The organism is Mesorhizobium sp. M0195 (genome assembly GCF_040322115.1).
GTDB lineage: Bacteria > Pseudomonadota > Alphaproteobacteria > Rhizobiales > Rhizobiaceae > Mesorhizobium.
In genome coordinates this window covers 261,826-284,955 of sequence record NZ_JAMYSV010000005.1, presented here as the reverse complement: position 1 = coordinate 284,955, position 23,130 = coordinate 261,826, and the positions used below count along the sequence as shown (strand labels likewise).

Annotated in this window: 27 protein-coding genes; 15 read left to right on the top strand and 12 right to left on the bottom strand. The window is 63.7% G+C overall.

Features of this window, described 5'->3' with window-relative positions:
* Positions 1–3: 3 nt before the first annotated feature.
* From NKJ12_RS14275 to NKJ12_RS14265, 3 genes are read left to right on the top strand one after another with little or no spacing between them, the layout of a single operon-like run.
* Complete coding sequence (locus tag NKJ12_RS14275; RefSeq protein ID WP_352703315.1) at positions 4–933, top strand: carbohydrate ABC transporter permease; 930 nt, start codon at positions 4–6, stop codon at positions 931–933.
* Entirely contained in the window at positions 933–1,790 is an 858-nt protein-coding gene (locus tag NKJ12_RS14270; RefSeq protein ID WP_352703313.1) for a carbohydrate ABC transporter permease, read from the top strand. Before NKJ12_RS14275 ends, NKJ12_RS14270 begins: the two co-directional genes overlap by 1 nt.
* Before the next feature lie 27 nt (positions 1,791–1,817).
* On the top strand, positions 1,818–3,800 hold the full coding sequence (locus NKJ12_RS14265) for a glycoside hydrolase family 127 protein (protein ID WP_352703311.1): 1,983 nt from the start codon (positions 1,818–1,820) through the stop codon (positions 3,798–3,800).
* On the opposite strand, the gene NKJ12_RS14260 is transcribed toward NKJ12_RS14265, so the two are convergent.
* Positions 3,787–4,527: a gamma-glutamylcyclotransferase gene (locus tag NKJ12_RS14260; protein ID WP_352703309.1), complete on the bottom strand. Its 741-nt coding sequence runs from the start codon at positions 4,525–4,527 to the stop codon at positions 3,787–3,789. The two genes, NKJ12_RS14265 and NKJ12_RS14260, sit on opposite strands and share 14 nt — an antisense overlap.
* A 2-nt stretch (positions 4,528–4,529) precedes the next feature.
* The gene (locus NKJ12_RS14255) at positions 4,530–4,763 is read right to left on the bottom strand and encodes a hypothetical protein (RefSeq protein ID WP_352509449.1); all 234 of its coding nucleotides are present in this window, start codon (positions 4,761–4,763) and stop codon (positions 4,530–4,532) included.
* Positions 4,764–4,836: 73 nt separating this feature from the next.
* On the opposite strand from NKJ12_RS14255, the gene NKJ12_RS14250 reads away from it, so the two are divergent.
* Both NKJ12_RS14250 and NKJ12_RS14245 read left to right on the top strand, forming a co-directional pair.
* Positions 4,837–5,994 carry a putative hexosyltransferase gene (locus NKJ12_RS14250; RefSeq protein WP_352703307.1) on the top strand — a complete coding sequence of 386 codons (1,158 nt, stop codon included), beginning with the start codon at positions 4,837–4,839 and terminating at the stop codon, positions 5,992–5,994.
* Positions 5,981–6,613: a hypothetical protein gene (locus NKJ12_RS14245; protein WP_352509452.1), complete on the top strand. Its 633-nt coding sequence runs from the start codon at positions 5,981–5,983 to the stop codon at positions 6,611–6,613. The genes NKJ12_RS14250 and NKJ12_RS14245 overlap by 14 nt, the downstream gene beginning before the upstream one ends.
* Here the strand turns inward: NKJ12_RS14245 and NKJ12_RS14240 are convergent.
* The 4 genes from NKJ12_RS14240 to NKJ12_RS14225 all read right to left on the bottom strand — a co-directional run bounded on the left by NKJ12_RS14240 (position 6,610) and on the right by NKJ12_RS14225 (position 10,609).
* Complete coding sequence (locus NKJ12_RS14240) at positions 6,610–7,065, bottom strand: GtrA family protein (protein WP_352703304.1); 456 nt, start codon at positions 7,063–7,065, stop codon at positions 6,610–6,612. The two genes, NKJ12_RS14245 and NKJ12_RS14240, sit on opposite strands and share 4 nt — an antisense overlap.
* Complete coding sequence (locus tag NKJ12_RS14235; protein WP_352509455.1) at positions 7,043–7,735, bottom strand: class I SAM-dependent methyltransferase; 693 nt, start codon at positions 7,733–7,735, stop codon at positions 7,043–7,045. Before NKJ12_RS14235 ends, NKJ12_RS14240 begins: the two co-directional genes overlap by 23 nt.
* Positions 7,710–8,750 carry a glycosyltransferase family 2 protein gene (locus NKJ12_RS14230; RefSeq protein ID WP_352509473.1) on the bottom strand — a complete coding sequence of 347 codons (1,041 nt, stop codon included), beginning with the start codon at positions 8,748–8,750 and terminating at the stop codon, positions 7,710–7,712. Before NKJ12_RS14230 ends, NKJ12_RS14235 begins: the two co-directional genes overlap by 26 nt.
* Before the next feature lie 476 nt (positions 8,751–9,226).
* Positions 9,227–10,609 (bottom strand): FAD-binding oxidoreductase, encoded by a 1,383-nt coding sequence (locus NKJ12_RS14225; RefSeq protein ID WP_352703302.1) that lies wholly within the window; start codon positions 10,607–10,609, stop codon positions 9,227–9,229.
* 226 nt (positions 10,610–10,835) lie between these two features.
* On the opposite strand from NKJ12_RS14225, the gene NKJ12_RS14220 reads away from it, so the two are divergent.
* Positions 10,836–11,843, top strand: coding sequence for an AraC family transcriptional regulator (locus NKJ12_RS14220; protein WP_352479928.1), 1,008 nt, complete (start codon positions 10,836–10,838; stop codon positions 11,841–11,843).
* Between the two features lie 122 nt (positions 11,844–11,965).
* Here NKJ12_RS14220 and efp read toward each other — a convergent pair whose 3' ends face one another.
* Positions 11,966–12,532, bottom strand: a complete 567-nt coding sequence (efp, locus tag NKJ12_RS14215; RefSeq protein WP_023674374.1) for an elongation factor P — start codon at positions 12,530–12,532, stop codon at positions 11,966–11,968.
* Between the two features lie 114 nt (positions 12,533–12,646).
* Between efp and epmA the strand changes: the two genes are divergently transcribed.
* A complete protein-coding gene (epmA, locus tag NKJ12_RS14210) occupies positions 12,647–13,693 on the top strand; it encodes an EF-P lysine aminoacylase EpmA (RefSeq protein ID WP_352703300.1) in 1,047 nt (348 codons plus the stop codon).
* A gap of 46 nt (positions 13,694–13,739) precedes the next feature.
* Here epmA and NKJ12_RS14205 read toward each other — a convergent pair whose 3' ends face one another.
* Complete coding sequence (locus NKJ12_RS14205; protein ID WP_352703298.1) at positions 13,740–13,910, bottom strand: hypothetical protein; 171 nt, start codon at positions 13,908–13,910, stop codon at positions 13,740–13,742.
* A gap of 104 nt (positions 13,911–14,014) precedes the next feature.
* Between NKJ12_RS14205 and NKJ12_RS14200 the strand changes: the two genes are divergently transcribed.
* Positions 14,015–14,689 carry a DUF8692 domain-containing protein gene (locus NKJ12_RS14200; protein WP_352703296.1) on the top strand — a complete coding sequence of 225 codons (675 nt, stop codon included), beginning with the start codon at positions 14,015–14,017 and terminating at the stop codon, positions 14,687–14,689.
* 12 nt (positions 14,690–14,701) lie between these two features.
* Here the strand turns inward: NKJ12_RS14200 and NKJ12_RS14195 are convergent, their stop codons facing one another.
* Together NKJ12_RS14195 and NKJ12_RS14190 are read right to left on the bottom strand one after the other, a co-directional pair.
* Positions 14,702–15,013 carry an ABC transporter permease gene (locus NKJ12_RS14195; RefSeq protein WP_352703293.1) on the bottom strand — a complete coding sequence of 104 codons (312 nt, stop codon included), beginning with the start codon at positions 15,011–15,013 and terminating at the stop codon, positions 14,702–14,704.
* The gene (locus tag NKJ12_RS14190; protein ID WP_352703291.1) at positions 15,010–15,147 is read right to left on the bottom strand and encodes a hypothetical protein; all 138 of its coding nucleotides are present in this window, start codon (positions 15,145–15,147) and stop codon (positions 15,010–15,012) included. Before NKJ12_RS14190 ends, NKJ12_RS14195 begins: the two co-directional genes overlap by 4 nt.
* A gap of 151 nt (positions 15,148–15,298) precedes the next feature.
* On the opposite strand from NKJ12_RS14190, the gene NKJ12_RS14185 reads away from it, so the two are divergent.
* From NKJ12_RS14185 to lpxK, 7 genes are all read left to right on the top strand, one after another.
* Positions 15,299–15,652 carry an FAD-dependent oxidoreductase gene (locus NKJ12_RS14185; protein ID WP_352703388.1) on the top strand — a complete coding sequence of 118 codons (354 nt, stop codon included), beginning with the start codon at positions 15,299–15,301 and terminating at the stop codon, positions 15,650–15,652.
* Positions 15,653–15,812: 160 nt separating this feature from the next.
* Positions 15,813–17,156 (top strand): TldD/PmbA family protein, encoded by a 1,344-nt coding sequence (locus tag NKJ12_RS14180; protein WP_352703289.1) that lies wholly within the window; start codon positions 15,813–15,815, stop codon positions 17,154–17,156.
* Complete coding sequence (locus NKJ12_RS14175; protein WP_352703287.1) at positions 17,143–17,949, top strand: 3'(2'),5'-bisphosphate nucleotidase CysQ; 807 nt, start codon at positions 17,143–17,145, stop codon at positions 17,947–17,949. Before NKJ12_RS14180 ends, NKJ12_RS14175 begins: the two co-directional genes overlap by 14 nt.
* A gap of 74 nt (positions 17,950–18,023) precedes the next feature.
* On the top strand, positions 18,024–18,269 hold the full coding sequence (locus tag NKJ12_RS14170) for a DUF4170 domain-containing protein (RefSeq protein ID WP_023674378.1): 246 nt from the start codon (positions 18,024–18,026) through the stop codon (positions 18,267–18,269).
* A 5-nt stretch (positions 18,270–18,274) separates the two neighbouring features.
* Complete coding sequence (locus NKJ12_RS14165) at positions 18,275–19,054, top strand: lysophospholipid acyltransferase family protein (RefSeq protein ID WP_352509467.1); 780 nt, start codon at positions 18,275–18,277, stop codon at positions 19,052–19,054.
* Positions 19,051–20,367, top strand: a complete 1,317-nt coding sequence (gene waaA, locus NKJ12_RS14160) for a lipid IV(A) 3-deoxy-D-manno-octulosonic acid transferase (RefSeq protein WP_352703285.1) — start codon at positions 19,051–19,053, stop codon at positions 20,365–20,367. The genes NKJ12_RS14165 and waaA overlap by 4 nt, the downstream gene beginning before the upstream one ends.
* 1 nt (position 20,368) lies before the next feature.
* Complete coding sequence (gene lpxK / locus NKJ12_RS14155; RefSeq protein ID WP_352703282.1) at positions 20,369–21,409, top strand: tetraacyldisaccharide 4'-kinase; 1,041 nt, start codon at positions 20,369–20,371, stop codon at positions 21,407–21,409.
* 241 nt (positions 21,410–21,650) lie between these two features.
* Here lpxK and NKJ12_RS14150 read toward each other — a convergent pair whose 3' ends face one another.
* Positions 21,651–21,884 carry a DUF2093 domain-containing protein gene (locus tag NKJ12_RS14150; RefSeq protein ID WP_031211156.1) on the bottom strand — a complete coding sequence of 78 codons (234 nt, stop codon included), beginning with the start codon at positions 21,882–21,884 and terminating at the stop codon, positions 21,651–21,653.
* A 230-nt stretch (positions 21,885–22,114) separates the two neighbouring features.
* Positions 22,115–23,041 (bottom strand): LysR family transcriptional regulator, encoded by a 927-nt coding sequence (locus NKJ12_RS14145; RefSeq protein ID WP_352703280.1) that lies wholly within the window; start codon positions 23,039–23,041, stop codon positions 22,115–22,117.
* Positions 23,042–23,130: the final 89 nt, after the last annotated feature.

Sequence of the window (23,130 nt, the reverse complement as noted above, 5' to 3'; positions counted from 1 at the left end):
GGCATGACCACCATCACAGCAACCACCGCCGCGCCAGCGCGCGCATACAAACAGGTCGGCGCCGGCCGCCGGCAGTGGATCGGCCTGCTCTATGTCGCGCCGGCCGTCGCCCTGGTCGTCGTCTTCTTCATCGTGCCGCTTTGCATGACCGCCTGGATGTCGCTGCACAACTGGCCGCTGATGGGCGCGCATAGCTTTATCGGGCTCGACAATTACTGGGCGATCCTGCGCGACACCCGCTTCTGGAACGCGCTGAGGTTCACCGGCTATTACACGGTGGTGGTGACGATCGCGATCTTCGCCGTCGCCTTTCCGCTGGCGCTGTTCATCGAAAGGCCGCGGCAGCTGACCGGCTTCTACCGCACGTCCTTCTTCATGCCGGCGGTCATCGGTTTTGCCTCGGCGAGCCTTTTGTGGTCGTGGCTGCTCAACGTCGATTCCGGCCTGTTCAGCCCGGCCGCCTTCGAGCTTGGCCTGACCGAGAAGAAATTCAACCTGCTGGCGACCTTCCAGCCGGCCTTCTGGTCGATCATCGCCATGGTCGTGTGGAAGGTGGCGGGCTTCACCATGATCATCCTGATGACCGGCCTGCAGTCGATCCCGCCGGACCTGCAGGAGGCGGCGATGATCGACGGGGCAGGGCCATTCGCGCGGTTCCGGGCGATTACCTTGCCCTTGATGCGCCGCACGCTGGCGCTGGCGCTGATCCTGTCGGTGGCCGGCTCGATCCTCGCCTTCGACCAGTTCTACATCATCCTGCGCGGCGGCCCGCGCAACCAGACGCTGACCGCCGTCTACTGGATCTTCAACCAGTCCTTCGTGTCGTTCAAGCTCGGCTATGGCGCGGCACTTTCGATGGTCCTGCTGGTCATCCTGGTGGCGCTCAGCCTCATCCAGCTGCGGCTGCTGCGCCAGCCCGAGGGGGTCGACTGATGGCGCAGGCAAGGAGCCGCAACCGCCGCATCGGCATGCAGATTGCCGAGCACTCGACCGGCATCATCGCGTCCATACTGTTCCTGGCGCCGATCGCCTGGACGGTGCTTTCGGCCTTCAAGCCGGCGCAGGAAGCGCGCCAGCCGCCGCTGCCGCCCTGGCCGACCAGCGGCATCTCGCTCGAGAACTACGCCACGCTTAACACCTTCGGCGATGGCCTCTGGCTGCCGGCGCAAAACAGCATCTACGTCTCGGTCATGACCGTGGTGCTGTCAGTGATCGTCAGCGTGCTCGCCGGCTACGGTTTCTCGCGCTTCCGTTTTCCGCTGAAGAACCTGCTCTTCGTCGTCATCCTGTCGACGATCATGATCCCGTTCCAGTCGATTCTGACGCCGATCTTCCTGGTGCTGACAAAAATCGGCCTGCACAACACGCTGACCGGGCTGGTCTGCGTCTATGTCACGCTGCAGCTGCCGTTCTCGATCTTCATGATGCGCAACGCCTTCGACGCGGTGCCGCGCGAGATCGAGGAGGCCGCGCGCATGGACGGCGCCAATAATGTCACCATGCTGTTGAGGGTGATGCTGCCGCTGGTCTGGCCGGGCATCGTCACCATCGCGCTGTTCGCCTTCCTCGGCGCCTGGAACGAGTTTCTGGCGGCCCTTGTGCTGATGACAGACCAGTCCAAATTCACGCTGCCGATCATGATGACCGCACTCCAGTCCGGCCGCTTCGGCGCCATCGACTGGGGTGCCGTGCAGGCCGGCGTCACCGTCATGATGGTGCCGTGCCTCGTGCTCTTCCTATTGCTGCAGCGCTTCTACATCCGCGGCCTAATGGCAGGGGCCGTGAAGTGACCAATCGAACCGAACCGGAGTGAATTGATGACCGCATCGCAATCCGCCAGTCAGGGCGTCAAGCCGAAACTCGCCTTCCGCCCGCTGCCGGTGCCGCAGGTCGACGTGCGCGGCTTCTGGGGCGACCGCGTCGATGCCGTCGCCTCGAAGACCGCCGGCATCCTCTATGACCGCTGCGTCGAGGCGCGCATGCTCGAGCAGATCGACCCGGACCGGCCGTCGCCCGGCGTCGTCATCCCGTTCCACTCACCCTCGCCGGACGAGGCCGCCACCGCCGGCAACGAGTTCACCGGATCGACGGTGACCACGCAGATGTTCTGGGACTCCGATTGGGGCAAGACCATCGAGACTGCCGCCTATTCGCTCTACCGTCGCCGCAACGAGGAGCTGGAGAAGAAGATCGACGCTGTCATCGATATGTACGGCAAGCTGCAGCAGCCCGATGGCTATCTGTCGAGCTGGTACCAGCGCATCCAGCCCGGCCTGCGCTGGACCAATCTGCGCGACTGCCACGAGCTCTATTGCGCCGGCCATCTGATCGAAGGCGCCGTCGCCTACTACCAGGCCACCGGCAAGCGCAAGCTGCTCGACATCATGTGCCGTTATGTCGACCATATCGCCGAGACGTTCGGTCCCGAGCCCGGCAAGAAGAAGGGCTATTGCGGCCATGAGGAGATCGAACTGGCGCTGGTCAAGCTGGCACGGGTGACCGGCGAGCGCAGATACATGGACCTCGCCAGATATTTCATCGACCAGCGGGGACTTGAGCCGCATTATTACGACGAGGAGGCGCGCGCCCGCGGCGCCGACCCCAAGGCGTATCATTTCAAGACCTATGAATACAACCAGTCGCACAAACCGGTACGCGAGCAGGACAAGGTCGTCGGCCATGCGGTGCGGGCGATGTATCTCTATTCGGGCATGGCCGACATCGCCACCGAATATGGCGACGACACGCTACGGGTGGCGCTCGACCGGCTTTGGGACGATCTCATGACCAAGAACCTCTACGTCACCGGCGGCCTCGGGCCGTCCTCGCACAATGAGGGTTTCACCGCCGACTACGACCTGCCAAACGACACCGCCTATGCCGAAACCTGTGCTTCGGTCGGCCTGGTGTTCTGGGCGAGCCGCATGCTCGGCATGGGTCCCAATGCGCGCTATGCCGACATCATGGAGCGGGCGCTTTACAACGGCTCGATCTCCGGCCTGTCGCTCGACGGCTCGCTGTTCTTCTACGAAAATCCGCTCGAAAGCCGCGGCGCCCACCACCGCTGGAAATGGCACCGCTGCCCGTGCTGCCCGCCCAATGTCGGGCGCATGGTCGCCTCGATCGGCAGCTATTTCTATGGCCTGTCGGACGACGCACTCGCCGTCCATCTCTATGGAAACGGCACGGCTCGTTTCGATATCGCCGGCCGGCAAATAGAGCTGACCCAGACCAGCAATTATCCCTGGGACGGTGCGGTCTCGATCTCCGTCGAACCGGAAGCGCCGACCGCGTTCACCTTGCACCTGCGCCTGCCGGGCTGGTGCCGCAAGGGAACGCTCAAGGTGAACGGCGCCGATGTCGATCTGGCTACTGTCACCAGCGACGGTTATGCCGCGGTCCGCCGCGAATGGCGCAAGGGCGACCGCGTCGAGCTCGACCTCGAAATGGCGGTCGACCGTCTATACGCCAACCCCCAGGTGCGGCAGGATATCGGCCGCGTCGCACTGGCGCGCGGGCCGCTGATCTATTGCGTCGAGGAGACCGACAATTCCAGCCAGCTGCACCGCATCGCCCTGCCGCGAACGGCCGACATCGAGGCGCATCAGCAGCCGAATCTTCTGGGCGGCGTCGTGACACTTTCGGCGATCGCCAAAAAGGCGGCTTTCGAAAACTGGCAAGAGGGGCTCTACCGCACCGAACCGCCGGCGGTCGAGGAGGCAAAAGTCACCGCCGTGCCGTATTTCGCCTGGGACAACCGCGACCCCGGCGAGATGCTGGTCTGGCTCAGGGACGAATGAAGCCCGGCGGCAGCGCCCGACCGATCTCCTCGGCCACAAGTTCCTGCAGCTGCCAGAGATTGCGGTCGCGGATGCCGCAGGCGTCGAGATGGCGAATGGTCTCGAACAGATATTCGGCGCCCGAACCCCAATGGCCGACGGCCGTTGCCAGGGTCGCCGCTATCGCTTGCTTTTCGAGCTTTCCTGCATAGCGCGGATTGGCGCGATCGACAACGAAACCAAGCGCTTGGCCCATGCCGCCGCCCGTCCTGACCTGCAGCCAGCGCGGCACGTTGACGGAGGGCAGGATGGTCATCTCGCGGCGCAGCAGCGCCTCGAGATTGGCCGCCACGGGCTCGGCGGTCTCGAACACCATGCCCTGGCATTGGCCGCCGCGGTCGAGCGCCATCATCAGGCCGGGCTGCTCGACGGTGCCCCTGAAGCGCTGCACCGTAAAACAGAACGAACGGTGCCAGCCCGTCGCCACGGCCCGTTCGCCACCTCTGACCTCGCCGGCCGGCTTCCACAGCAGCGAGCCATAGGCGAACAGCTTCACCGGCCTGGCCGGCGCGCCGGCCAACACCTCGTCGCGAATGCGCGCGTAATCGGCATCGGTCATGTAGACCATGCCCGGTGTCGGCCCGGCATCCTCGACCGCACGCAAAGTGCGGGCGACCAGCGCCTCGGTCAGCGCCATCGGTGTCTTGCGCGGCGAACGCCGTGATGCGGCGGAAATGACCTTGCTCATCCTCATGCTCTCAGCCTTGCCGCCATGTTGCCGAAGGCTGAAAGATTCTCAAGGGCCGAGTACACCAGCGCGGTATCAGGATTCGAACTGTCGTGTACAACAGCTTGACTGCACAAATACCTACGCGACGGGTTAAACGCGTCGACTGAACCCATTTCAACGTGATGCAGCGAGATGCTGGTCTGGCTCAGGGACGCCGGATCGCTGGTATCACCAATTTGAGCCGCCAAATGCATGCCTTGAATTCGCCCGGGCGCGCGTCATCTAGCTTTGAGTGGCGCCAGTCACTTGAACGGGTGGAGGCAGATTGTGGCGCTCGAAGCTGTCGCGCGTCCCGGCGGTCGCTATATTGCGGTCGCCGTCGTGGCGGTGCCATTGCTGTTCGTCGTCGGTGGACTGGCCATTCGCTATGCGGCATTTGCCTCGATCTCGGCGGAACCAGGCTTCGCAGCCTATGCCCAGGCGCTCTGCCGGTGGGATTGCGCGTGGTATGTCGACATTTCCGAACACGGTTATGAGCGCTTTCCCATTCCAGGCCAGAGCAATGTCGGACGCTGGGGCTTCTTTCCGCTCTATCCGATGCTGGTGGCGGCAATCCGGTCTGTTTTCCCTTTGCCGACGATACTGCTCGCGTCGATCGCATCGATTGCGTGCAGCTACGCGGCCTGTCTGGTGGCGTGGCCGCTGCTCGAGAAGAACATGCGCGCTTATGTGCTGTATTGCGCCTTTCTGCTCAGCGGCCCGTTCTCCTTTCACTTCACGACTTTCCTGACCGAACCTCTTTTCGTGCTCCTGACGTCGTGCGTTTTTCTGGCACTCAAACGCTCCAGCTATCTGATCGCGGGGCTGTCATCGGCTCTGCTGTCGGCAACCAGGCTCGTCGGAGTGCTTGTTGTATTTGCGACCGTCATTCAGATGTTCAGGGATTACCGCGCAAAGGGCGGATCGGCGCTTTCGTTCCCACGTTGGGTGCTTGGCCGACCGGATCTGCTCGTTGCAATTCTCATCTCGCCTGCCGGCTTGTTCGCCTACATCCTGTTCCTCTATCTGACGGTCGGGGACGGCTTTGCCTTCCTGCACGTCCAGCGCGCGTTTGGACGGGTGGCGGGCAATCCGCTCGCCTTCATATGGGATGGACTCTCGGCCGTTCCGACGACTGGATGGCTGCCTACGGCGCCGCAATGGAGCGCGCTCGCCGCACTCATAGGACTGGCATTATCGGCGGTTCTGGCGGTTCGCAGGCAATATGGCGCCGCGCTGTTCTGCGCCTGCTGCATCATCCTGCCGCTGATCACGAACCTGGCCTCCATGGTCAGATACGTCATTGGGCTTGCGCCTCTGACAATGTTGCTGACCACGTTGTTGTCGGCGTCGAAGCTGACTTTTCTTTCGGCTCTGGGTCTCTTCCTTGGCGCCTGCTATTTCATGACGGTGGCATGGATCGGGGGCTATCTTGCCCTGGTCTAGCACTCCGGGCCCGCATCGGCGCGCGGCCTCGCTTGGCGGCTACACGCTGGCGGCGGTTCTGGCCGGGGCGGAAGTCATCATCCTTGCGCTTGCTGTCAATCCAAACGTCAATGCCGACTATCGCGCCTATTACATCGACTGGATGACAACCTGCCTCAATCGCGATGCGGTCGGCAGCTACACCCTTGGCCAGACGGTGTCGTTCCGGTCCGACGGAGCCAAAAAGGCAGCCGGCATGAGGGTCTGCGGCTGGTCGGGACCGGTAGCCGACGGCACCCATTCGCTGGGCGAGACCTCGCGGCTTCGCCTGAAGATACCGCCGCTCCGCGACGGCCTGACGGCTACGCTGCAAATGGCCGCCGTCATTCGCCCGCCACAGGTCACGCAAAGGGTCGTGATCTCGGTAAACCGCGTTCGGGCGCATGCGGTCACGCTGTCCGGCAAAGAGCCACGAACGGTCTCGTTCGTTATCCCACCGGCGGCTCTCGCCGAGGCTAAAACACTCGACATCGCTTTCGACTACCTCGACGGCATTCCGCCAAGTCCGGCCGCCAGCAACATCTACAAGCGCTCCATCAAATTGTTGTCGCTCCGGCTCGATCCCATTGAGGCGGATTAGGGCAGGCGATCACGCTGCTGGCCGCGTCTTCGCTGCGCGAAAACCCAGCGGTCGAGCATGAGAAGATTGACCGCCGGAACAAGCAAGCATGTAACCAGGATGGCGATGATCGGTGGAAGGCCGAATTTCGCGGTCAAAAGTGCCGGCGCCGCGTAGGCAACGGCGAAGCCTGTCGCCGTCAACAACAGAAAACGCGGAGCCTCCGATCGATGCGATCCGCTCGACGCGAAGGTCACGAACTTATGCGCGAGATAAGAAAACAGGGCGGCAGCGGTATAAGCCGCGAGCGAGGCACCGACCGGCGAGAGGCCGAACCGTTGCCATTTGACCAAAGCGGTGGCCATCACTGCATATAGGATCGTTGCAGCAATGCCGACCGACCCGAAGCGCGCCAGCAGCCTCAGCCCAGCGTCGCCGGTCGAACGGCGCTCAGACATGCGCACTGCACGCATACTGCGCTCCAAGCGGCAGGGCGGAAAGCAGGCGCTCGACCTTTTTGGCCAAGGGCGTTGCCGAGGGTAGCAGCAGAAAATGCTCGGAGCGGATGTCCCTGAAGCCTGTTTCCTGAAAAAGGGACCTTGCTTTAGCGGCGTTGAGCAGGACTGCCTCGTGATCGAACGGACACCGAAACACCGCAAGACGCGTCAGTGGATTGTAGGGATTGTGCTCGATGATGCAGGCGACGCCGCCCGGCCGCACGACGCGGCGCAGTTCCAGGAAGAAATCCAGCCAGACAGCGGGCGAGACATGATGGACGACGCAGCTGGCGAAAGCCAGATCGAACGTGCCGTCCTCATAAGGCAGCCGCTGCGTGCTGCAGGTCCTGTAGGCCACACGCGAATTGTCTTGGCTAGCACGCAAGATCGATTCTTGCGAGACGTCGCAGCCATCCAGGCTGTCGAAAGCACCTTCGAGGTAGGGGTGGAGCGAACCGACGCCGCAGCCGACATCCAGCGCCCTTACGGTCGCCCCACCCTGTCCAAGCTTTCGCTCGACGAGCAGACGCCGCAGCAGGTCCGCCTTGGCGACAAGGAAGAAGTCGTGCCTGAGTCCGGAAAACCGGATGGACCCTTCGACCGCCTCGCCATAGTTGGAATTATAGCTGTCGAAGAGTTCGCCCATTGGCGGGGACTCCACTCCTGGGCTTGTGAAACGATCGGCGGCGCTCACCAGAGACGGCACGCATCGCCTCGTCGAAGCCGGTGAGCCGATCGATCACATACAGCGGGCGGCGTTTCACCTCGGCGTGGATGCTGCCGACATAGAGTCCGACCACGCCGGTCATGAAAAGGTTGATGCCGCACAGGAGCGACACGATCACCACGGTTGATGTCCAGCCGGCAATGATGCCGGTTTCAAAAAACCAGGCAAAGATGGCGTAGGCACCAAAGACCACCGCAAGCGCGGAAATGGCCAATCCGCCCCAGAGGGCCAGGCGCAACGGCTTCTCGGAGAAACTAACGATGCCGTGAACCGCAAGGTGCATCATCTTCCAGAATGGGTATTTGGTCTGGCCCAGGGTTCGGGCGTGGCGCTCAAATGGCACTGCCGTCTGCTTGAAGCCCATCCAGCCGAACATGCCCCTGACGAAGCGGTCATGTTCGGGCATATGCTTGAAGGTTTCCAGCGCCTTGCGGCCGACCAGGCGGAAGTCGCCGACGTCGCGCGGAATATCGACCGACGTCATTTTCTCCAGCAGGCGATAAAAAAGACTTGCCGTAAAGCGCTTGAACCAGGATTCGCCCTCGCGCTTGACTCGGCGGGCATAGACGATCTCGAAGCCTTCCTTCCACTTTGCCACCAGGTCGAGAACGACTTCCGGCGGGTCCTGCAGGTCTGCATCCATGACGATGACGGCATCGCCCGCAGCGGCGTCCATACCGGCGGTAATCGCCACCTGGTGACCGAAATTGCGGGAAAATTCGATCAGCCGAAAGCGCGGCTCGGCGGCAACCACCTTTTGGAGGTATTCGACGCTTCCATCGAGGCTTCCGTCATCGACGAAGATGGCCTCCGTTTCGCCGTCCAGCCGGCCGATAAGCGAACTGATCCGCTCGATCAGCCGAGGAAGCACCTGTTCTTCATTGTATACGGGCAGGACCAGCGAGTAGCGAGGCGGTGACCTGTTCACCGTCATTCCAGGGTCGTGGACCACAGACTCTCGCATGCGGTTGAAAATGGAACGAAAGCTACAAAGTTCCAAAGGCACTTAAGAAACTGCTAATTTATCTAGTTCTGGAGGGAGTACCGGTTCTCGATAAGCACTTGGAGGATGTCGTCGTGAGGTCGGACGTCCACATCGAGGCGTAAACTATCGGTGGCTGCCGGCGCGATCGGGCTGGCGAGAAGCAGTCGTTGAGGCATAACGCGTTGACCGCGAGGCCTACTCTCCCGGACTTGTCGGTTGAAGCGGGGCTACGGGTGACCCTAAGGGTGCGGGCCGACCGCTTTTGACGCATGCCGGACATCGCTCATGGAACACGGTCGGCGAGCGCGGCCGAGTGTCCCGCTGGCAGGCCAGCGAGCGCCCTAACCGGCCGCCTTATCGTACCGGCCAAGCCTCAGCTGGCCCGCAGCCGGTACGACACTTGCCGGCCTGGCCGGTCGCCGCCGTCAAGCAGCCGGCCGGATGTTTTGGTTCACCCGGAAGAGGTTGTTTGGGTCGTATTTCTTCTTCAGCGTAGCCAGGCGCTCATAATTGTCGCCATAAGCCGCCTTGAGCCTTGCATCGCCCTCGTCATCCATCATGAAGTTCAGGTAGGCGCCACCCAGATCGAACGGATGCACAGCCTCCCAGTAGGCCTTGGTCCAGCGCGTCACCGGCCCGGCTTTCTGTGGGTCCGGATCGATCCCGGCGATGACCATCGACCAGGTCGCATCCCGGTAATTCCAGGGTGTCTCGTCTTTGCCGACGCGATGGACCGCGCCATCGATAGGGTAGAGGTGCATGAGCGATAGCTCGCTCGGCGTCTTCGCCGCCTGCTCGAGATGGGCGTCGATCGCCTCGTCGGACAGCGTCTTGACGAAATCGCCCCGCCAGTACCACTGCATTCCCTTCGGGTAGAGCCCATCGAACATGCTCTGCACCGCGGGATAGGGCATCGTTCCCATCCAGTTGAACCAGGGCGCGGGCAGCGCATCGAGCAGCGGGGCCAGCGCCTCTCTGCCCTTTTCCTCCGGGCCGTTGTAGCAGCACATCAGCAGGCACATCCGCTTTCCCCAAAACTCTTCCGGGAACGGTGCGCTCGAGAGGACGGTCTTGAGCCCGAGAAAGATCCCGAGTTCCTCGGGCGCATTCGGCAGGAACTCGCGATAATGCTGCATGATGGTGCGGGCGTGGCGCTGATCCCATGCGATCGGCCCCGCAAAGACCATGCTGACCTGGTGGAGCTTGAACACAAAGCTGGTGACGATGCCGAAATTGCCGCCGCCGCCGCGAAGCGCCCAGAACAGGTTGGGGTTCCGCTCCTTGCTTGCTGTGACGAAGCTTCCATCGGCAAGCACGACATCGGCCTCGACCAGATTGTCGATGGTCAGGCCATATTTGCGCGTCAGATAGCCATGGCCGCCGCTCAGCGTCAGTCCGGCGACCCCGGTGGTCGAGATGATGCCCGCCGGTACGGCCAGGCCAAAGGCATGGGTGGCGTGGTCGACGTCGCCCTGAGTGCAGCCCGGGCCTACCCGCGCCGTACGGGCATCCGGATCGACGCGCACACCATTCATCGCCGACAGGTCGATCACCAGACCGTCGTCGCAACTTCCCAATCCTGGTCCGTTATGGCCGCCGCCACGTACCGCAACCAGCAAATTGTCGTCGCGGCCGAAATTCACCGCTGTGATCACGTCGGCGACGTCGACACAGCGGGCGATGATCAGCGGCCGCTTGTCGATCATGCCGTTGTAGAGCTTGCGGGCCTCGTCATAGCCGGCGTCGCCGGCGCGGATGACTTCGCCTCGCAGGCTTGCTGCGAATTTGGTGATGTCTTCATCGTTCATGACATTCCTCCCTGTTATTGGACCTGTCGGCCGGCCGACGAAACGCTAATCCCGTCCGCTGTTCCCGCAAATGTCACATCGTCCATTTCTGTTGCCCGATCGTTCAGAGTAGGATTAGACCGGATGGATGGTTGCTCGGGCGGCCATATTGCCGGATAGTTCGAGATGCCTGGCGGAAAAACTCGTTGTCAAAGGGAGTAGCCGATCGTTTCCGGAGGTGTAGTGCATGGATGTCCTTTCCGATGTGCTCCGGGCCGTTCGCCTCACCGGTGCGATCTATTTCGACGTCGACGCCAGTTCTCCCTGGGTCGGCGAGTCGCCGGGCACTGCCGACATTGCCGCCGCCGTCATGCCGGAGGCAGAGCACATCATCTCTTTTCATGCCGTGATGTCGGGGTCGTGCTGGGCCGCGCTGGCAGACGATTCCGTCCCCCCGGTGCTCGTGAACGCTGGTGATGTCGTTGTCTTCCCCGGTGGTGTTCCGAATGTGTTGAGCTCCTCGCCGGGGGCGCGGGGCGAACCCAATATGGCGATGTATTATCGGCCGATAGACGAGAGCCTGCCGTTCGCGGTGATCCATGGGGGCGGGGGAGACGAGCGGACCCGGTTCATTTGCGGGTATCTTGGGTGCGATGCGCGTCCCTTCAATCCTCTCCTCGCCGCATTGCCGGCCATCCTGTGTGCCCGCAAGCCCGCCGATGGAAGCAGCTGGGTTATCGACCTTTTTCGGCTGGCGCTGGCAGAAGGTGGCAGTGGGCGGGCGGGCTGTGAAACGATCCTTGCCAAGCTGAGCGAGCTAATGTTTGTCGAGATCATCCGCCGCCATCTCGAGACCCTCCCCGACGATTCGCGCGGCTGGCTGTCAGGCCTACGGGATCCACATGTCGGCGAGGCGCTCCGGCTTATTCACGCTCGCCCCAGGGAGGAATGGACATTGGACCGGCTCGCCCGCGAAGTGGGGCTCTCACGCACGGCGTTTGCGAGCCGCTTTACCCACTATGTCGGGGTTTCGCCGATGCACTATCTTGCTCGCTGGCGTCTGCAACTGGCGGGACGTCTGCTCGAACGGCCCGGAATGAGCATCGCGCAGGCGGGTGCCGAGGTCGGCTACGAGTCGGAAGCCGCCTTCAATCGCGCCTTCAAAAAGTTCGTCGGCATTCCACCTGGCACCTGGCGAAAGGGACGGTCGGCATTGCTCGAGGCTCACAGATTGCCCGCTGGCGTCGTGCAATAGGAAAGAACTGGCTGGGGCGTTGACGCTTCGGTCTGCGTGCAGCGTCCCAATACTCGAAAGCCCCTGGCACAAAGCGGTAGACGATGACCGGCCGCCGCGACGCTTTCGGCGAGCTTCGCGCCTCAATCCTTCGCGCGCTCGACATAGGCGCCATCGGCCGTCATCACCACCACGCGGGTGCCGGCGCTGATGTGTGGTGGCACCAGGGTGCGCACGCCGTTGGACAGCGTTGCCGGCTTGTAGGATGAGGATGCCGTTTGGCCCTTGGTCACCGGCTCGGTCTCGACCACCTCGAAAGTGGCGCGCTGCGGCAGCACCAGCGAGATGGCGATGTTGTTGTATTGCGAGATCTGTACCGGCATCCCTTCCACCAGATAAGGCGCCATGTCGCCGACCACGCTTTCCGGCACCGCGACCTGATCATAGGTCTCCGGGTTCATGAAGTGAAAGCCTTCGCCGTCGCGATAGAGGAACGTGTGCTCGCGCTCCTCGACATAGGCGCGCTCGACCTGCTCTGTGGTGCGATAACGCTCGGAAACCTTTACCCCGTCGGAGATGCGCCGCATGTCGAGCTGGGTGACCGGCGTACCCTTGCCAGGATGAATGTTTTCGGCAAAGAGGATCACATAAAGCTTGCCGTCCTTTTCGACGACGTTGCCTTTACGTAAGGAGCTGGCGATGACCTTCACGGGTTTCCATCCTGATAAAATTTGTTGGCGCAAATCGGCTGGAGAGGCCGTTGCGTGCGGCCTAGCGCATCTTGGCCGCAATCGCCAGCCCTCTGTGCAATTCCCCTGAAGCCGATGACCGCCGCTTCGCCGTGGTGGACGCCGCATGTCCACGCCGACCGCCGGCCGCGGCTGATTCTGCGCAACGCCATTGCCGCCGGCATGCGCGACTGGTTCGCCCGCCGCGACTTCGTCGAGGTGGAGACATCGGCCCTGCAGGTCTCGCCCGGCAATGAAGCGCACCTGTCGGCCTTTGCCACCGAGGCGATCGGGCCGGACGGGCAGCGCCAGCCGCTCTATCTCCATACTTCGCCAGAATTCGCCTGCAAGAAGCTGCTTGCTGCCGGCGAAGAGCGCATCTTCAGCTTCGGGGCTGTGTGGCGCAACCGCGAGCGCGGCCCCTTGCACCATCCTGAGTTCACCATGCTCGAATGGTACCGCGTCGGCGAGACCTATGAGAGCCTGATGCGCGATTGCGCCGAGCTCGTCGCGCTGGCGGCCGAACGGGCGGGCGCAAAGCGTCTTAGCTTCCGCGGCCGCGAGGCCGACCCGTTTGCCGAGCCGGAACGGTTGAGCGTCGCCGAGGCCTTCATGCGCCATGCCGGCATCGATCTGCTGGCGACGGTAGCAGCCGACGGCAGCACCGACCGCGAGGGCTTGCATGCCGCCTTGGTCCAGGCCGAATTGCGGACCGCGCCCGACGACAATTGGGCCGACCTGTTCAGCCGGGTGATGGTCGAAAAAATCGAACCGGCGCTGGGGCAGGGGTGTGCCACAATCCTCTACGGCTACCCGATCTCGGAGGCGGCATTGGCCCGGCCGAGCGCCGACGATCCACGCACCGCCGAGCGCTTCGAGCTCTATTGCTGCGGCGTCGAGCTCGCCAACGCCTTTGGCGAATTGACCGATCCGGCCGAGCAGCGCCGGCGCTTTGCCGCCGAGATGGACGAGAAGCAGCGCGTCTATGGCGAACGCTACCCGATCGACGAGGATTTCCTCGCCGCGCTCGCCATCATACCGCAGGCGAGCGGCGCCGCGCTCGGCTTCGACCGGCTGGTAATGCTCGCCACCGGCGCGCTCAGGGTCGACGACGTGATCTGGACGCCGGTGGCTGGTCCCTGACGATAGGTTGGGCTGACCGACGCGTCAGATTTGGACCAATTACATGTCAGGCCAGGCCGCCGCTGGCTCCGTCGGCCAGAAGATTAGCGACGACGAACATCGACAGACCCATCATCAGCGTGCCGGCGGCGGTGATTGCCGGGAGAGCTTTTCGCGCGGCCGTTGGCACTGGCCGGGAACTGCACCACGACGACTGGTCATGGGCGAAGCGCTGCAACCGTTCCGTGTGTTGCCGCGATCATGGTGGGCCGGCATAGTGCTGGCGGAGTTCGCGGCGCAGCGGAGCTAGCGGCCAGCGTACTCAGAATGGGCCTGGGCACAATGCCAGACAAGAACGCGCTGGACGCAAAGCATGGCGGCGAATGGACAATGTCCTGGCGCTTGGTCATACTTGCGGCCGCAGCGATTAACGTTGTGATGCTCTTGGCAGCGCTGTTCGTCGCGCAAATTCTTGGTCTGGACGCTACGATCTTCTATCGAGATCCATCTGCAGCCGCCGACGTCGGCTTCTATACGGGGTGGATTTCGTCTCTAGGTGCCTCATTATGGATCGGCACCGGCGCTGCGACCCTGTTTGCTGGTCGGCTCACGCGCCGATGGGATTGCACGTTTCTCGGCGGCCTTACCCTGGTTTTGGGCCTCGATGACCTGTTGTTGATCCATGAGGACGTGCTGCCCGTTGTTGCGATACCAGAGATTGTTCCCATGATTGCCTATGCCGTCGCCGGGTTGTTCTGGTTCTTTCGGCTGCGACGGAAGACATTCGAGGGCACGATCGTATTTGTGGCCGCAGGCTTCCTACTCGCGATGTCAGCAGCCATCGACCAGCTGGGAGAGCTGTTTCCAACCTCGGATTCGGCGGTCGACATCGCCGAAGACGCCGTCAAAGAGCTTGGCATCTTTCTTTGGGCGGCAGGTGCCGTCGGGTACGCGGCGATGGTGACACGATTGGGCCGCCCGTGGGTGGATCCAGCCGATCCCAACTCTACAGGCTGACTGCCGCACATGCTATGAGCCAACGGCGGTGATCACCACCGGCACGATCAGGGGCGACAGCAGCAGCGGCATGACGATGCGGCGGCCGGGAAACTTTTCGTCGGAAAGCGCAATCGCTGCAAACGTGCCGAGTGTCGTTGCGATCAGCGTCGTCCCGAACGCAACGATCAGGCTGTTCCCGATCGCCGATTGCCAGCGTTGGGTGCCGAGCACGACCGCGTACCAGCGCGTCGAAATCCCCTCCAGCGGAAAGATGAAGAAGGCGCCGCTGTTGAACGATAAGGGAACCGGAACGAGGATCAGGAGGAGAAACAGGATCATCATGCGAGGCCCTTGGGCACGGAGGCGATGAGGCAGGCGAGGGGGAAGCCCAGTATCAGCGTGGCCAGCGTCTCCGCCGCGGCGACGAAGAATGTGGGCATGAACACCTGCAGGAAGATCGCCTGCTCCGGCGGCACTCTTTCAATGCCTCCAATTCGTGCGCCAATCGCTTCCGGCGGCCACCCGCGCCAATGCGCTGGCGCTCGCCGGTCTGCTGGCCGAGCCCCTGACGGCCTGGGAGGAGGTGGTGGCGGACGCTGACCTGGCAGACTTGCCGCGCTCCAACGGCTGTCTCTACTTGTATCGTCGCGAGAGCGATTTCGCCAAGGCCGCTGGGGGCAGGGCGCTGCGCGCCGGGTTTGGCGTCCATCAAGAGGTTCTGATGCCGGAAGCGGTGGCCGCGCTGGAGCTCGGCCTGCCCGCGACCGGGGCCAGCGGTCTGTACTTCCCGGACTCGATGAATGTCACCGATTCCCGGCCGGTCATCGGTCCGTCGCCTCCAGGGTGATCCATGCCTTCGGTCATGGTCATCTCGGCCTGACACTCGCGCCGATCACCGCGCGCCTAGTCGCCGAGCTGATCACTGGTCGCGGCGAGCCAGCGCGTCTCGCGGCGTTTTCGGCTGATCGCTTCCGCGCCTGATCGATCGAACATTTCGCCGTCGGGTTGCGATCAAGTCGCGCCGACCTGGGCTGGATACCCCCTGATTGTCCGCTTCTCCCATTGCAGAAGCCGCACCGGGACAATAGATGGTGCAGCAACGGCTGCCCTTCTGCCGGCCGGAAATAACAGGATCATGCGCATGACCGATACGCTCGACGCAGCGAAACTGACCGATCGCGTCGCAGCCCTGGTCGAGGCTGCCAAACGGGCCGGCGCCGATGCCGCGGATGCGGTTGCGGTGCGCGGCCGTTCGACCGGCGTGTCGGTGCGGCTCGGCAAGGTCGAAGGCACAGAGGCGTCCGAGAGCGAGGACGTCTCGCTGCGTGTCTTCGTCGGCAAGCGGGTAGCGAGCGTTTCGGCAACGGCGGCATCCAACCCCAATATGCTGGCCGAGCGTGCCGTCGCCATGGCCAAAGTGTCGCCCGAAGATCCCTATCAGGGTCTCGCCGATCCGGCCTTGCTGGTCAAGACGCCGCGCGACCTCGATCTGTTCGACGCCACTCAGGTATCGGCCGACCAGTTGAAGGAAGCAGCCCTTGCCGCCGAGGCGGCGGCGCTTGCCGTCAGGGGCGTCACCAATTCGGCCGGCAGTAGCGCCAGTGCCGGGCTGGGCGGCCTTGTGCTCGCCACTTCGCATGGGTTTGTCGGCCATTATGTCGCGTCGCGCTTTTCGCGCTCGACCAGCGTGATCGCCGGCGAGGGCACCGGCATGGAGCGCGATTACGAATTCTCTTCGCGCCAGCATTTTTCCGATCTCGACGCGCCGGAAGACATCGGCCGCAAGGCCGGCGAGCGCGCCGTACGCCGTATTGGCGCGCGCAAGGCTGCGACCGGGCCGGTCGACGTGGTGTTCGATCCGCGCGTGGCTCGCGGCATTGCCGGCCATCTCGCCGGTGCCATCAATGGCGCCGCCGTGGCGCGCAAGACCAGCTTTCTGCGCGACATGATGGGCAAGAAGGTGGCTTCGGCCGCAATTACCGTCACCGACGAGCCGCTCCGGCGCCGCGGCCAGGCCTCGCGCCCGTTCGACGGCGAAGGCGTCGAGGGCGAAAAACTGTTCATGGTCGACAAGGGCGTGCTCAACCACTGGTTCCTGTCGACCTCGGCAGCGCGGGAGCTCGGCCTTGTCACAAATGGGCGCGGCTCGCGCAGCGGCTCGTCCGTCTCGCCGTCATCGACCAATCTCGCAATCGAGCCTGGCGAACGGACGCCGGAAGAGCTGATCAAGTCGCTCAAGACCGGCTTCTACGTCACCGAAGTGTTCGGCCAGGGCGTCGACATGGTGACAGGCGAGTACAGCCGCGGCGCTTCCGGCTTCTGGATCGAAAACGGCGAGCTGGCCTATCCCGTCGCCGAGGTGACCATCGCCTCCAATTTGAAAACCATGTTCCTCAACATGGTTCCGGCGAGCGATCTCGATCGCAATTTCGGCACTGCCGCGCCCACGCTTTTGATCGAAGGAATGACCCTTGCCGGAGCTTGATCCGGCCGTCTCGGCCGGCGCTACTGAAGACCTGCAGCTGCTGCGCGACGCGGCCCGCGAGGCAGGGCTCATCGCCATGCAGTACTTCAACAACAATCCGCAGGTGTGGATGAAGGGCGGCACCTCGCCGGTCAGCGAAGCCGATCACGCCGCCGACAAATATCTGCGCGAAACCTTGCTGGCGGCCCGGCCGGACTATGGCTGGCTGTCGGAGGAAACCGTCGACGACCCGGTAAGGCTTATCGCGCGCCGCACCTTCGTCGTCGATCCGATCGACGGCACGCGCGGCTTCCTCGAGGGCTTGCCCACATGGTGCGTCAGCGTAGCGGTGGTCGAGAACGGCCGCACGCTTGCCGGCGTGCTCGACTGTCCGGCGAAGGGCGAGATCTATTGGGCGCTGCCCGGCGAGGGCGCGTTCCTGAATGGCAAGCGCATCAGCGTGCGTCCGCCGTCGGAAACGGCCGAAATCGCCGGACCGAAGCCGATGATCGACCTGCTGCCGGCGAAATGGCACAAACGGCTGAAGCGGGTGCCCTATATTCCTTCGCTCGCCTACCGGCTGGCGATGATCGCCGGCGGCCAGCTCGATGCCACCTTCGTCAAGGCCAACGCGCATGACTGGGACATCGCTGCGGCCGATCTCATCCTGCGCGAGGCAGGCGGCGCCGTGCTCGATCGGCACGGCCGCGCGCCGCTCTATGCCGGCGAAGTGATCCGTCACGGACCGCTCGCCGCCGGCAGCGGCGAACTCCTCGCCGTGCTCGCGGGCGTCATCGCCGGGCTGGACAATTGAGCGCTATCAATAGTTCCAAAGTCGGCGGCTTTGGTCTAGACCTGTCCCAAACTCACGATATGTGAAGGATCGACATGGCCGCTGAAGACGGAAAGAAACAGCTTTTGCACCTGGTGTTCGGCGGCGAACTCAAGAAGCTGGGCGGCACCGAATTCCGCGATCTCGACGCGCTCGACATCGTCGGCATTTATCCGGACTACCAATCGGCGCACGCCGTCTGGAAGGCCAAGGCGCAAGCTAGTGTCGACAATGCCCATATGCGCTATTTCGTCGTTCACCTGCACCGCCTGCTCGACCCCGAAAACAAGGCTGTCGGTTGACATCGATGAACCATGAAGCGGTCAAGCGTTCAGCCCCGCGGTCGGCGGTCAGACGTCGCAAGCCGAAGACGTTCTGGCGCAAGATCCGCGAACCGCTGGCGCAGTCGCGATTCGTCAAGAATGCGCTTGCCGCGCTGTTTGCGTATTTCGTCCGCCTTGTCCGCTTGACCAACCGCATGGTCGACGGATCGGCCAAGTTTTCCGGCGGCGCCTATGCGCAGCTCGAGCCTGGCATCATCGCCCTCTGGCACGGCCAGCATTTGCTGACCCCGGCCTATTATCCCAAGGGACGGCCGCTGGTTGCCATGGTGTCGCGCAGCGCCGATGCCGAGCTCAACGCGCTGATGGTCGAGAAATTCGGCATCGAGGCGGTGCGCGGCTCTGGCGGGCGCCAAAGCGCAAGGCATCTCGACAAGGGCGGGGCCAAGGCGCTCATCGCCCTCAAAAAGTCGCTCGCCACCGGCAAGAATGTCGCCATGATAGCTGATATTCCCCACGGAACGCCACGCGATGCGGGGCTGGGTGTCGTCCTCCTGGCGCGGCTGTCCGGCCGGCCGATCCTGCCTGCCGCGATAGCCACCAGCCGCCGCAAGGTGATCGAGGGCAGCTGGGACAAGACGACGATCAACCTGCCCTTCGGCCGCTCCTCGATTGTCGTCGGCACGCCCGTCTTCGTGCCGGCCAACGCCGACGCCGCGGAAATGGAACGCAAGCGCCAGGAGGTCACGGCCTCGCTCAATGCCGCGACCGCCGAGGCCTATCGGCTTGTGGACGGTTCGAAATGAGTATGCGCTGGGCGCGCGCCTTCCTGACGGCATACCGTTTCGCCGGGGCCGCCGCCTACCCGCTGGTCGGACCTTACGTCGCCTGGCGCACTTCCAGAGGCAAGGAGGACCGCATTCGCCGGCGTGAACGCTACGGCGTCGCCGGACGCGAGCGCCCCGAAGGCCCGGTGATCTGGATCCATGCAGCCAGCGTCGGCGAGACCATCGCCGTCGTGCCGCTGGTCGAGAGCATTCTCGATTACGGCGTCAACATCGTGCTGACCACAGGCACCGTCACCTCGGCGCAGGTCGCCGAAGAACGGCTGGGCGACCGCATCATCCACCAATATGTGCCGCTCGACCTCAAGCCGGCGGTCAGCCGCTTCCTCGACCATTGGCAGCCGGACCTGGCGATCATCGCCGAATCGGAGATCTGGCCGATGACCATCCTGGAACTCGGCGCCCGCCGCGTGCCGCAGGTTCTGGTCAATGGCAGGCTGTCCGACCGCTCTTTCAAATCCTGGAAGAAGCGCGCCAACATTGCCGAAGCATTGTTCGAGAATCTCGCCCATGTCGTTGCCCAATCGGATCTCGATGGCGAGCGCTTCCTTTCGCTCGGCGCCCGGCCGGTCACCGTGTCCGGCAATCTCAAGGTCGACACCGCGCCGCCGCCGGCCGACGAGCGAGCACTGGCGGCGCTGAAACGCCAGATCGGCGGTCGCCCGACCTGGGCGGCGATCTCGACCCATGATGGCGAAGAGGCGGTCGCCGCCGAAGTCCACGCCATGCTGCACAAGCGCCACCACGGGCTTTTGACGATCATCGTGCCGCGCCATCCCGATCGCGCCGGGCAGCTGGCCGCCCAGATTTCCGGCATGGGCCTGAAGCTGGCGCAGCGCAGCAAGGGCGACAGGATCACTGCCGACACCGATATTCTGCTCGGCGACACGATCGGCGAGATGGGGCTTTATCTGAGACTGACGGAAATCGCCTTTGTCGGCCGTTCGCTGACTTCCGAGGGCGGCCAGAACCCGCTGGAACCGGCCATGCTGGACACGGCGGTGCTTGCCGGCCGCAATGTCCAGAATTTTCGCGAGGCCTATCAGCGCCTGCTCGATAGCGGCGGCGCCAAGCTGGTGCGCGACCGCGATATGCTAGCCGGCGCCGTCAATTTCCTTTTGACCAACGAGGCGGCCCGCCATGAGATGATGGCGGCCGGCGCGGCGACGGTCGACGAGATGCGCGGTGCGCTGGCACATACGCTCAGGTCGCTCGAGCCCTATATCCAGCCGCTGGTCGTCAAGTCGCGCCTGAAGGGCGCGAACGGGCGCTGACGTGACCTCGGAAGCGCCGCCCTTCTGGTGGGAAGAGCCCGACTGGCGGGTCACGGCGCTGTCGCCGCTCTCCGCCATCTATGCGCTTGTCGCCGGTCGCCGCATGCGGCATGCACCGCGCGAAAAGGTCGAGGCGCCGGTGCTCTGCGTCGGCAACTTCACCGTCGGCGGCACCGGCAAGACGCCGGTGGCGATCGAATTGGCCGAGCAGGCCCGGCGCATGCAGCTCAACCCGGGTTTCCTGTCGCGCGGCCATGGCGGCTCCTTCGCGCAGCCGCATATCGTCGATCCGCGCCACGACGCCGCCAAGCATGTCGGCGACGAGCCGCTGCTTCTGGCCGAACACGCGCCGGTCGCGGTGACGCCGAACCGGGCCGCCGGCGCCAGGCTTCTGCTGGAGAAGCTCGGCTGCGATTTCCTGATCATGGATGACGGTTTTCAGAGCGCGCGCATCCACATCGACTATGCGCTCGTCGTCGTCGACGCGCGCCATGGCATCGGCAATGGCTGCGTCATCCCCGGCGGGCCGCTGCGGGCAAACATCGTCGACCAATTGGTCTTCACCAGCGCCTTGCTGAAAATGGGCGAGGGCACCGCGGCCGATACGGTCGTGCGCCAGGCAGCGCGCGCCGGCAGGCCGATCTTCGAGGCGCATACCGCGCCGAGCAGCAAGGTGACGCTGGCCGGCAGGCGGTTCCTGGCGTTCGCCGGCATCGGTCATCCCGACAGGTTTTTCGACACCGTAAGCGAGGCCGGGGGCGAGCTTGCGCTGACCCGACCATTTCCTGACCATCATTTCTACAGTGCGGACGAGCTTGCCGAATTGGCGGCGACAGCACGTAAAGCCGGGCTTGGCCTCATTACCACCGCCAAGGACGCTGCCCGCCTGCGTCACGGCGCAGCACCGCCGGAATTCCTCGAAGGACTCGATGTGCTGAAGATCGACACTGTGTTCGAGCTTGACCACGTGCCGCAGCGCATTATCGACGAGACGCTGGATGCCTGGCGGCAGCGCAGGCTGAGGGGCCGATCAGCAGCTTGAGCACCGAGGCGATGTAGGACTGGAATTTGCAGCTTTCCGCCGGTCGAGCGTATTTTGTTCTTGCTTTGTGCCGGCAGCTATGCTACTAATTTGAGTATGGTGATGATTCGCCGGTGACCCGCCTTCGAGCGCGAGGCGGGTTTTTTATTTCAAGATAGCCTTTAAGGTTTCGGCGTTGCCGGCCTGACGCGGCGGCAGAGGGCGCAGGGTCGCAACGGGGCGACTCTCCATTTGCGCTGGACTAGCGTCGGCGGCGCAGTTCCGGATGCGCTTCGATCTCGCGGCGCAGCGAGGCGGCGGCATTCACATAGGGTTCCTGCCTGGCGACACTCCAGTATTTAAGCTCGTCGAGCGGGATGCTCTCGCCGGTCACCGCGCAGCGCACGAAGGCGCCGGGGCTGGTCACCTGGAAGTCGCCATCGAGATAGCGGATGCGGGCTTCCTTGCCGCCGGGTCCTTCGAAACGGTTCATCATGGGGTGGTGCCGAAATTCATGACGATGTCATCGCCACAAATTGCGGCGAGGTCAAGCTTGGTTGGCCTTGCCTGGTTCTGTTTCTGGCGACACTTGCTCAAACAAGCCGGCAAAGCGAATGCCAATGCATGTCGCGCAAAAGTGTGCGGCGGTTTTCCGCGACATGCATAAAGACAAGAACCTGAAGCACGTCGCATGATGCCGGTCGAACGCGACGCGCCTTAGGCATCTCATTCCTCGGCCGTGATAAACTGCTCGATCTTTTCCGCTGGCAGCCCGGCCTGGACGGCGATGCGCCGGGCGAGTTCGGCGGCGGCTGCGCGCGGCCGCCCCAGCGGCCGGTCGAGCCAGTAGGATATCGGGCTGAGAACGCTGCGTTCGTCGACGGCGACGATGCGGCCCGACTTCAATTGGTCCACCGTCAACGGCGGACGTGCCAGCGCAATGCCGAGCCCGTGCGCGGCGGCGTCGAGCACGAGGTTGTAGTCCTCGAAACGGCGGTCGTGCGGCCGCGGCCGATAGTCCATCTCCTGCGCCGCAAACCAGGCGCGCCAGGCCGAAGCGTCGGAATCGTTGATCACCGGAAATTCGAGCAGCCGGGCAGGATCTCCGCGGCCGATCTCCCTGGCCAATTCCGGCGAGGCGACCGGGAACACATATTCTTCGAAAAGCTGCACCGAGACCCGGCCCGGAATGCGGCCGCGCCCGCAGCGGATCGACAGGTCGATGCCTTCGTCGGCAAGATCGCCCTGGCGGATGTCGACGTCGAGCATGATGCGTAGCTTGGACGGGTGGTGCTCCAGCGCCGCCATGCGCGGCATCAGCCACAGCCCGCTGACTGAGGGGATCGAGGTCAGCCGCACCACCGCCGTGCCGCGCGGCTCAACCCAGCGATCCGAATTGCTGGCGATCAGGGCGAAGGCTTCGGTGGTGCGCAGATGCAGGCGGTTGCCCTCGACGGTCAGCGAGACGCCGCGCGCGCCGCGATCGAAGACTTTCAGCCCGAGCCAACCCTCGAGCTTGGCGATCTGCCGGCTGACGGCGCCATGGGTGATATTGAGCTTCTCGGCCGCAGCCGAAAAGCTGCCGGTCCGAGCCGCGGCGTCGAAGGCGCGCAGCGTTTCGAGCGGCAGCATCGGGTCTAAGCTGTGATCCATAGTCACAGGTGATCCTCGATTTGTTCGTTTGTCAACCGACCCGCAATAGCGTTTCTCTACTTCATGGCATTGGATCGCGAGGACACCCA

What these genes read in the sequence shown, in the direction of transcription:
- NKJ12_RS14200 (WP_352703296.1), top strand. Translation starts at nt 14,015, where the DNA reads ATGCCAGACAAGAACGCGCTGGACGCAAAGCATGGCGGCGAATGGACA.
- NKJ12_RS14195 (WP_352703293.1), bottom strand. Translation starts at nt 15,013, where the DNA reads ATGATGATCCTGTTTCTCCTCCTGATCCTCGTTCCGGTTCCCTTATCG.
- NKJ12_RS14165 (WP_352509467.1), top strand. Translation starts at nt 18,275, where the DNA reads ATGAACCATGAAGCGGTCAAGCGTTCAGCCCCGCGGTCGGCGGTCAGA.
- NKJ12_RS14220 (WP_352479928.1), top strand. Translation starts at nt 10,836, where the DNA reads ATGGATGTCCTTTCCGATGTGCTCCGGGCCGTTCGCCTCACCGGTGCG.
- epmA (WP_352703300.1), top strand. Translation starts at nt 12,647, where the DNA reads ATGACCGCCGCTTCGCCGTGGTGGACGCCGCATGTCCACGCCGACCGC.
- NKJ12_RS14230 (WP_352509473.1), bottom strand. Translation starts at nt 8,750, where the DNA reads ATGACGGTGAACAGGTCACCGCCTCGCTACTCGCTGGTCCTGCCCGTA.
- NKJ12_RS14275 (WP_352703315.1), top strand. Translation starts at nt 4, where the DNA reads ATGACCACCATCACAGCAACCACCGCCGCGCCAGCGCGCGCATACAAA.
- NKJ12_RS14255 (WP_352509449.1), bottom strand. Translation starts at nt 4,763, where the DNA reads ATGCATTTGGCGGCTCAAATTGGTGATACCAGCGATCCGGCGTCCCTG.
- NKJ12_RS14170 (WP_023674378.1), top strand. Translation starts at nt 18,024, where the DNA reads ATGGCCGCTGAAGACGGAAAGAAACAGCTTTTGCACCTGGTGTTCGGC.
- NKJ12_RS14260 (WP_352703309.1), bottom strand. Translation starts at nt 4,527, where the DNA reads ATGAGCAAGGTCATTTCCGCCGCATCACGGCGTTCGCCGCGCAAGACA.
- NKJ12_RS14270 (WP_352703313.1), top strand. Translation starts at nt 933, where the DNA reads ATGGCGCAGGCAAGGAGCCGCAACCGCCGCATCGGCATGCAGATTGCC.
- NKJ12_RS14145 (WP_352703280.1), bottom strand. Translation starts at nt 23,041, where the DNA reads ATGGATCACAGCTTAGACCCGATGCTGCCGCTCGAAACGCTGCGCGCC.
- waaA (WP_352703285.1), top strand. Translation starts at nt 19,051, where the DNA reads ATGAGTATGCGCTGGGCGCGCGCCTTCCTGACGGCATACCGTTTCGCC.
- NKJ12_RS14240 (WP_352703304.1), bottom strand. Translation starts at nt 7,065, where the DNA reads ATGCGTGCAGTGCGCATGTCTGAGCGCCGTTCGACCGGCGACGCTGGG.
- NKJ12_RS14225 (WP_352703302.1), bottom strand. Translation starts at nt 10,609, where the DNA reads ATGAACGATGAAGACATCACCAAATTCGCAGCAAGCCTGCGAGGCGAA.
- NKJ12_RS14235 (WP_352509455.1), bottom strand. Translation starts at nt 7,735, where the DNA reads ATGGGCGAACTCTTCGACAGCTATAATTCCAACTATGGCGAGGCGGTC.
- NKJ12_RS14180 (WP_352703289.1), top strand. Translation starts at nt 15,813, where the DNA reads ATGACCGATACGCTCGACGCAGCGAAACTGACCGATCGCGTCGCAGCC.
- NKJ12_RS14265 (WP_352703311.1), top strand. Translation starts at nt 1,818, where the DNA reads ATGACCGCATCGCAATCCGCCAGTCAGGGCGTCAAGCCGAAACTCGCC.
- NKJ12_RS14150 (WP_031211156.1), bottom strand. Translation starts at nt 21,884, where the DNA reads ATGATGAACCGTTTCGAAGGACCCGGCGGCAAGGAAGCCCGCATCCGC.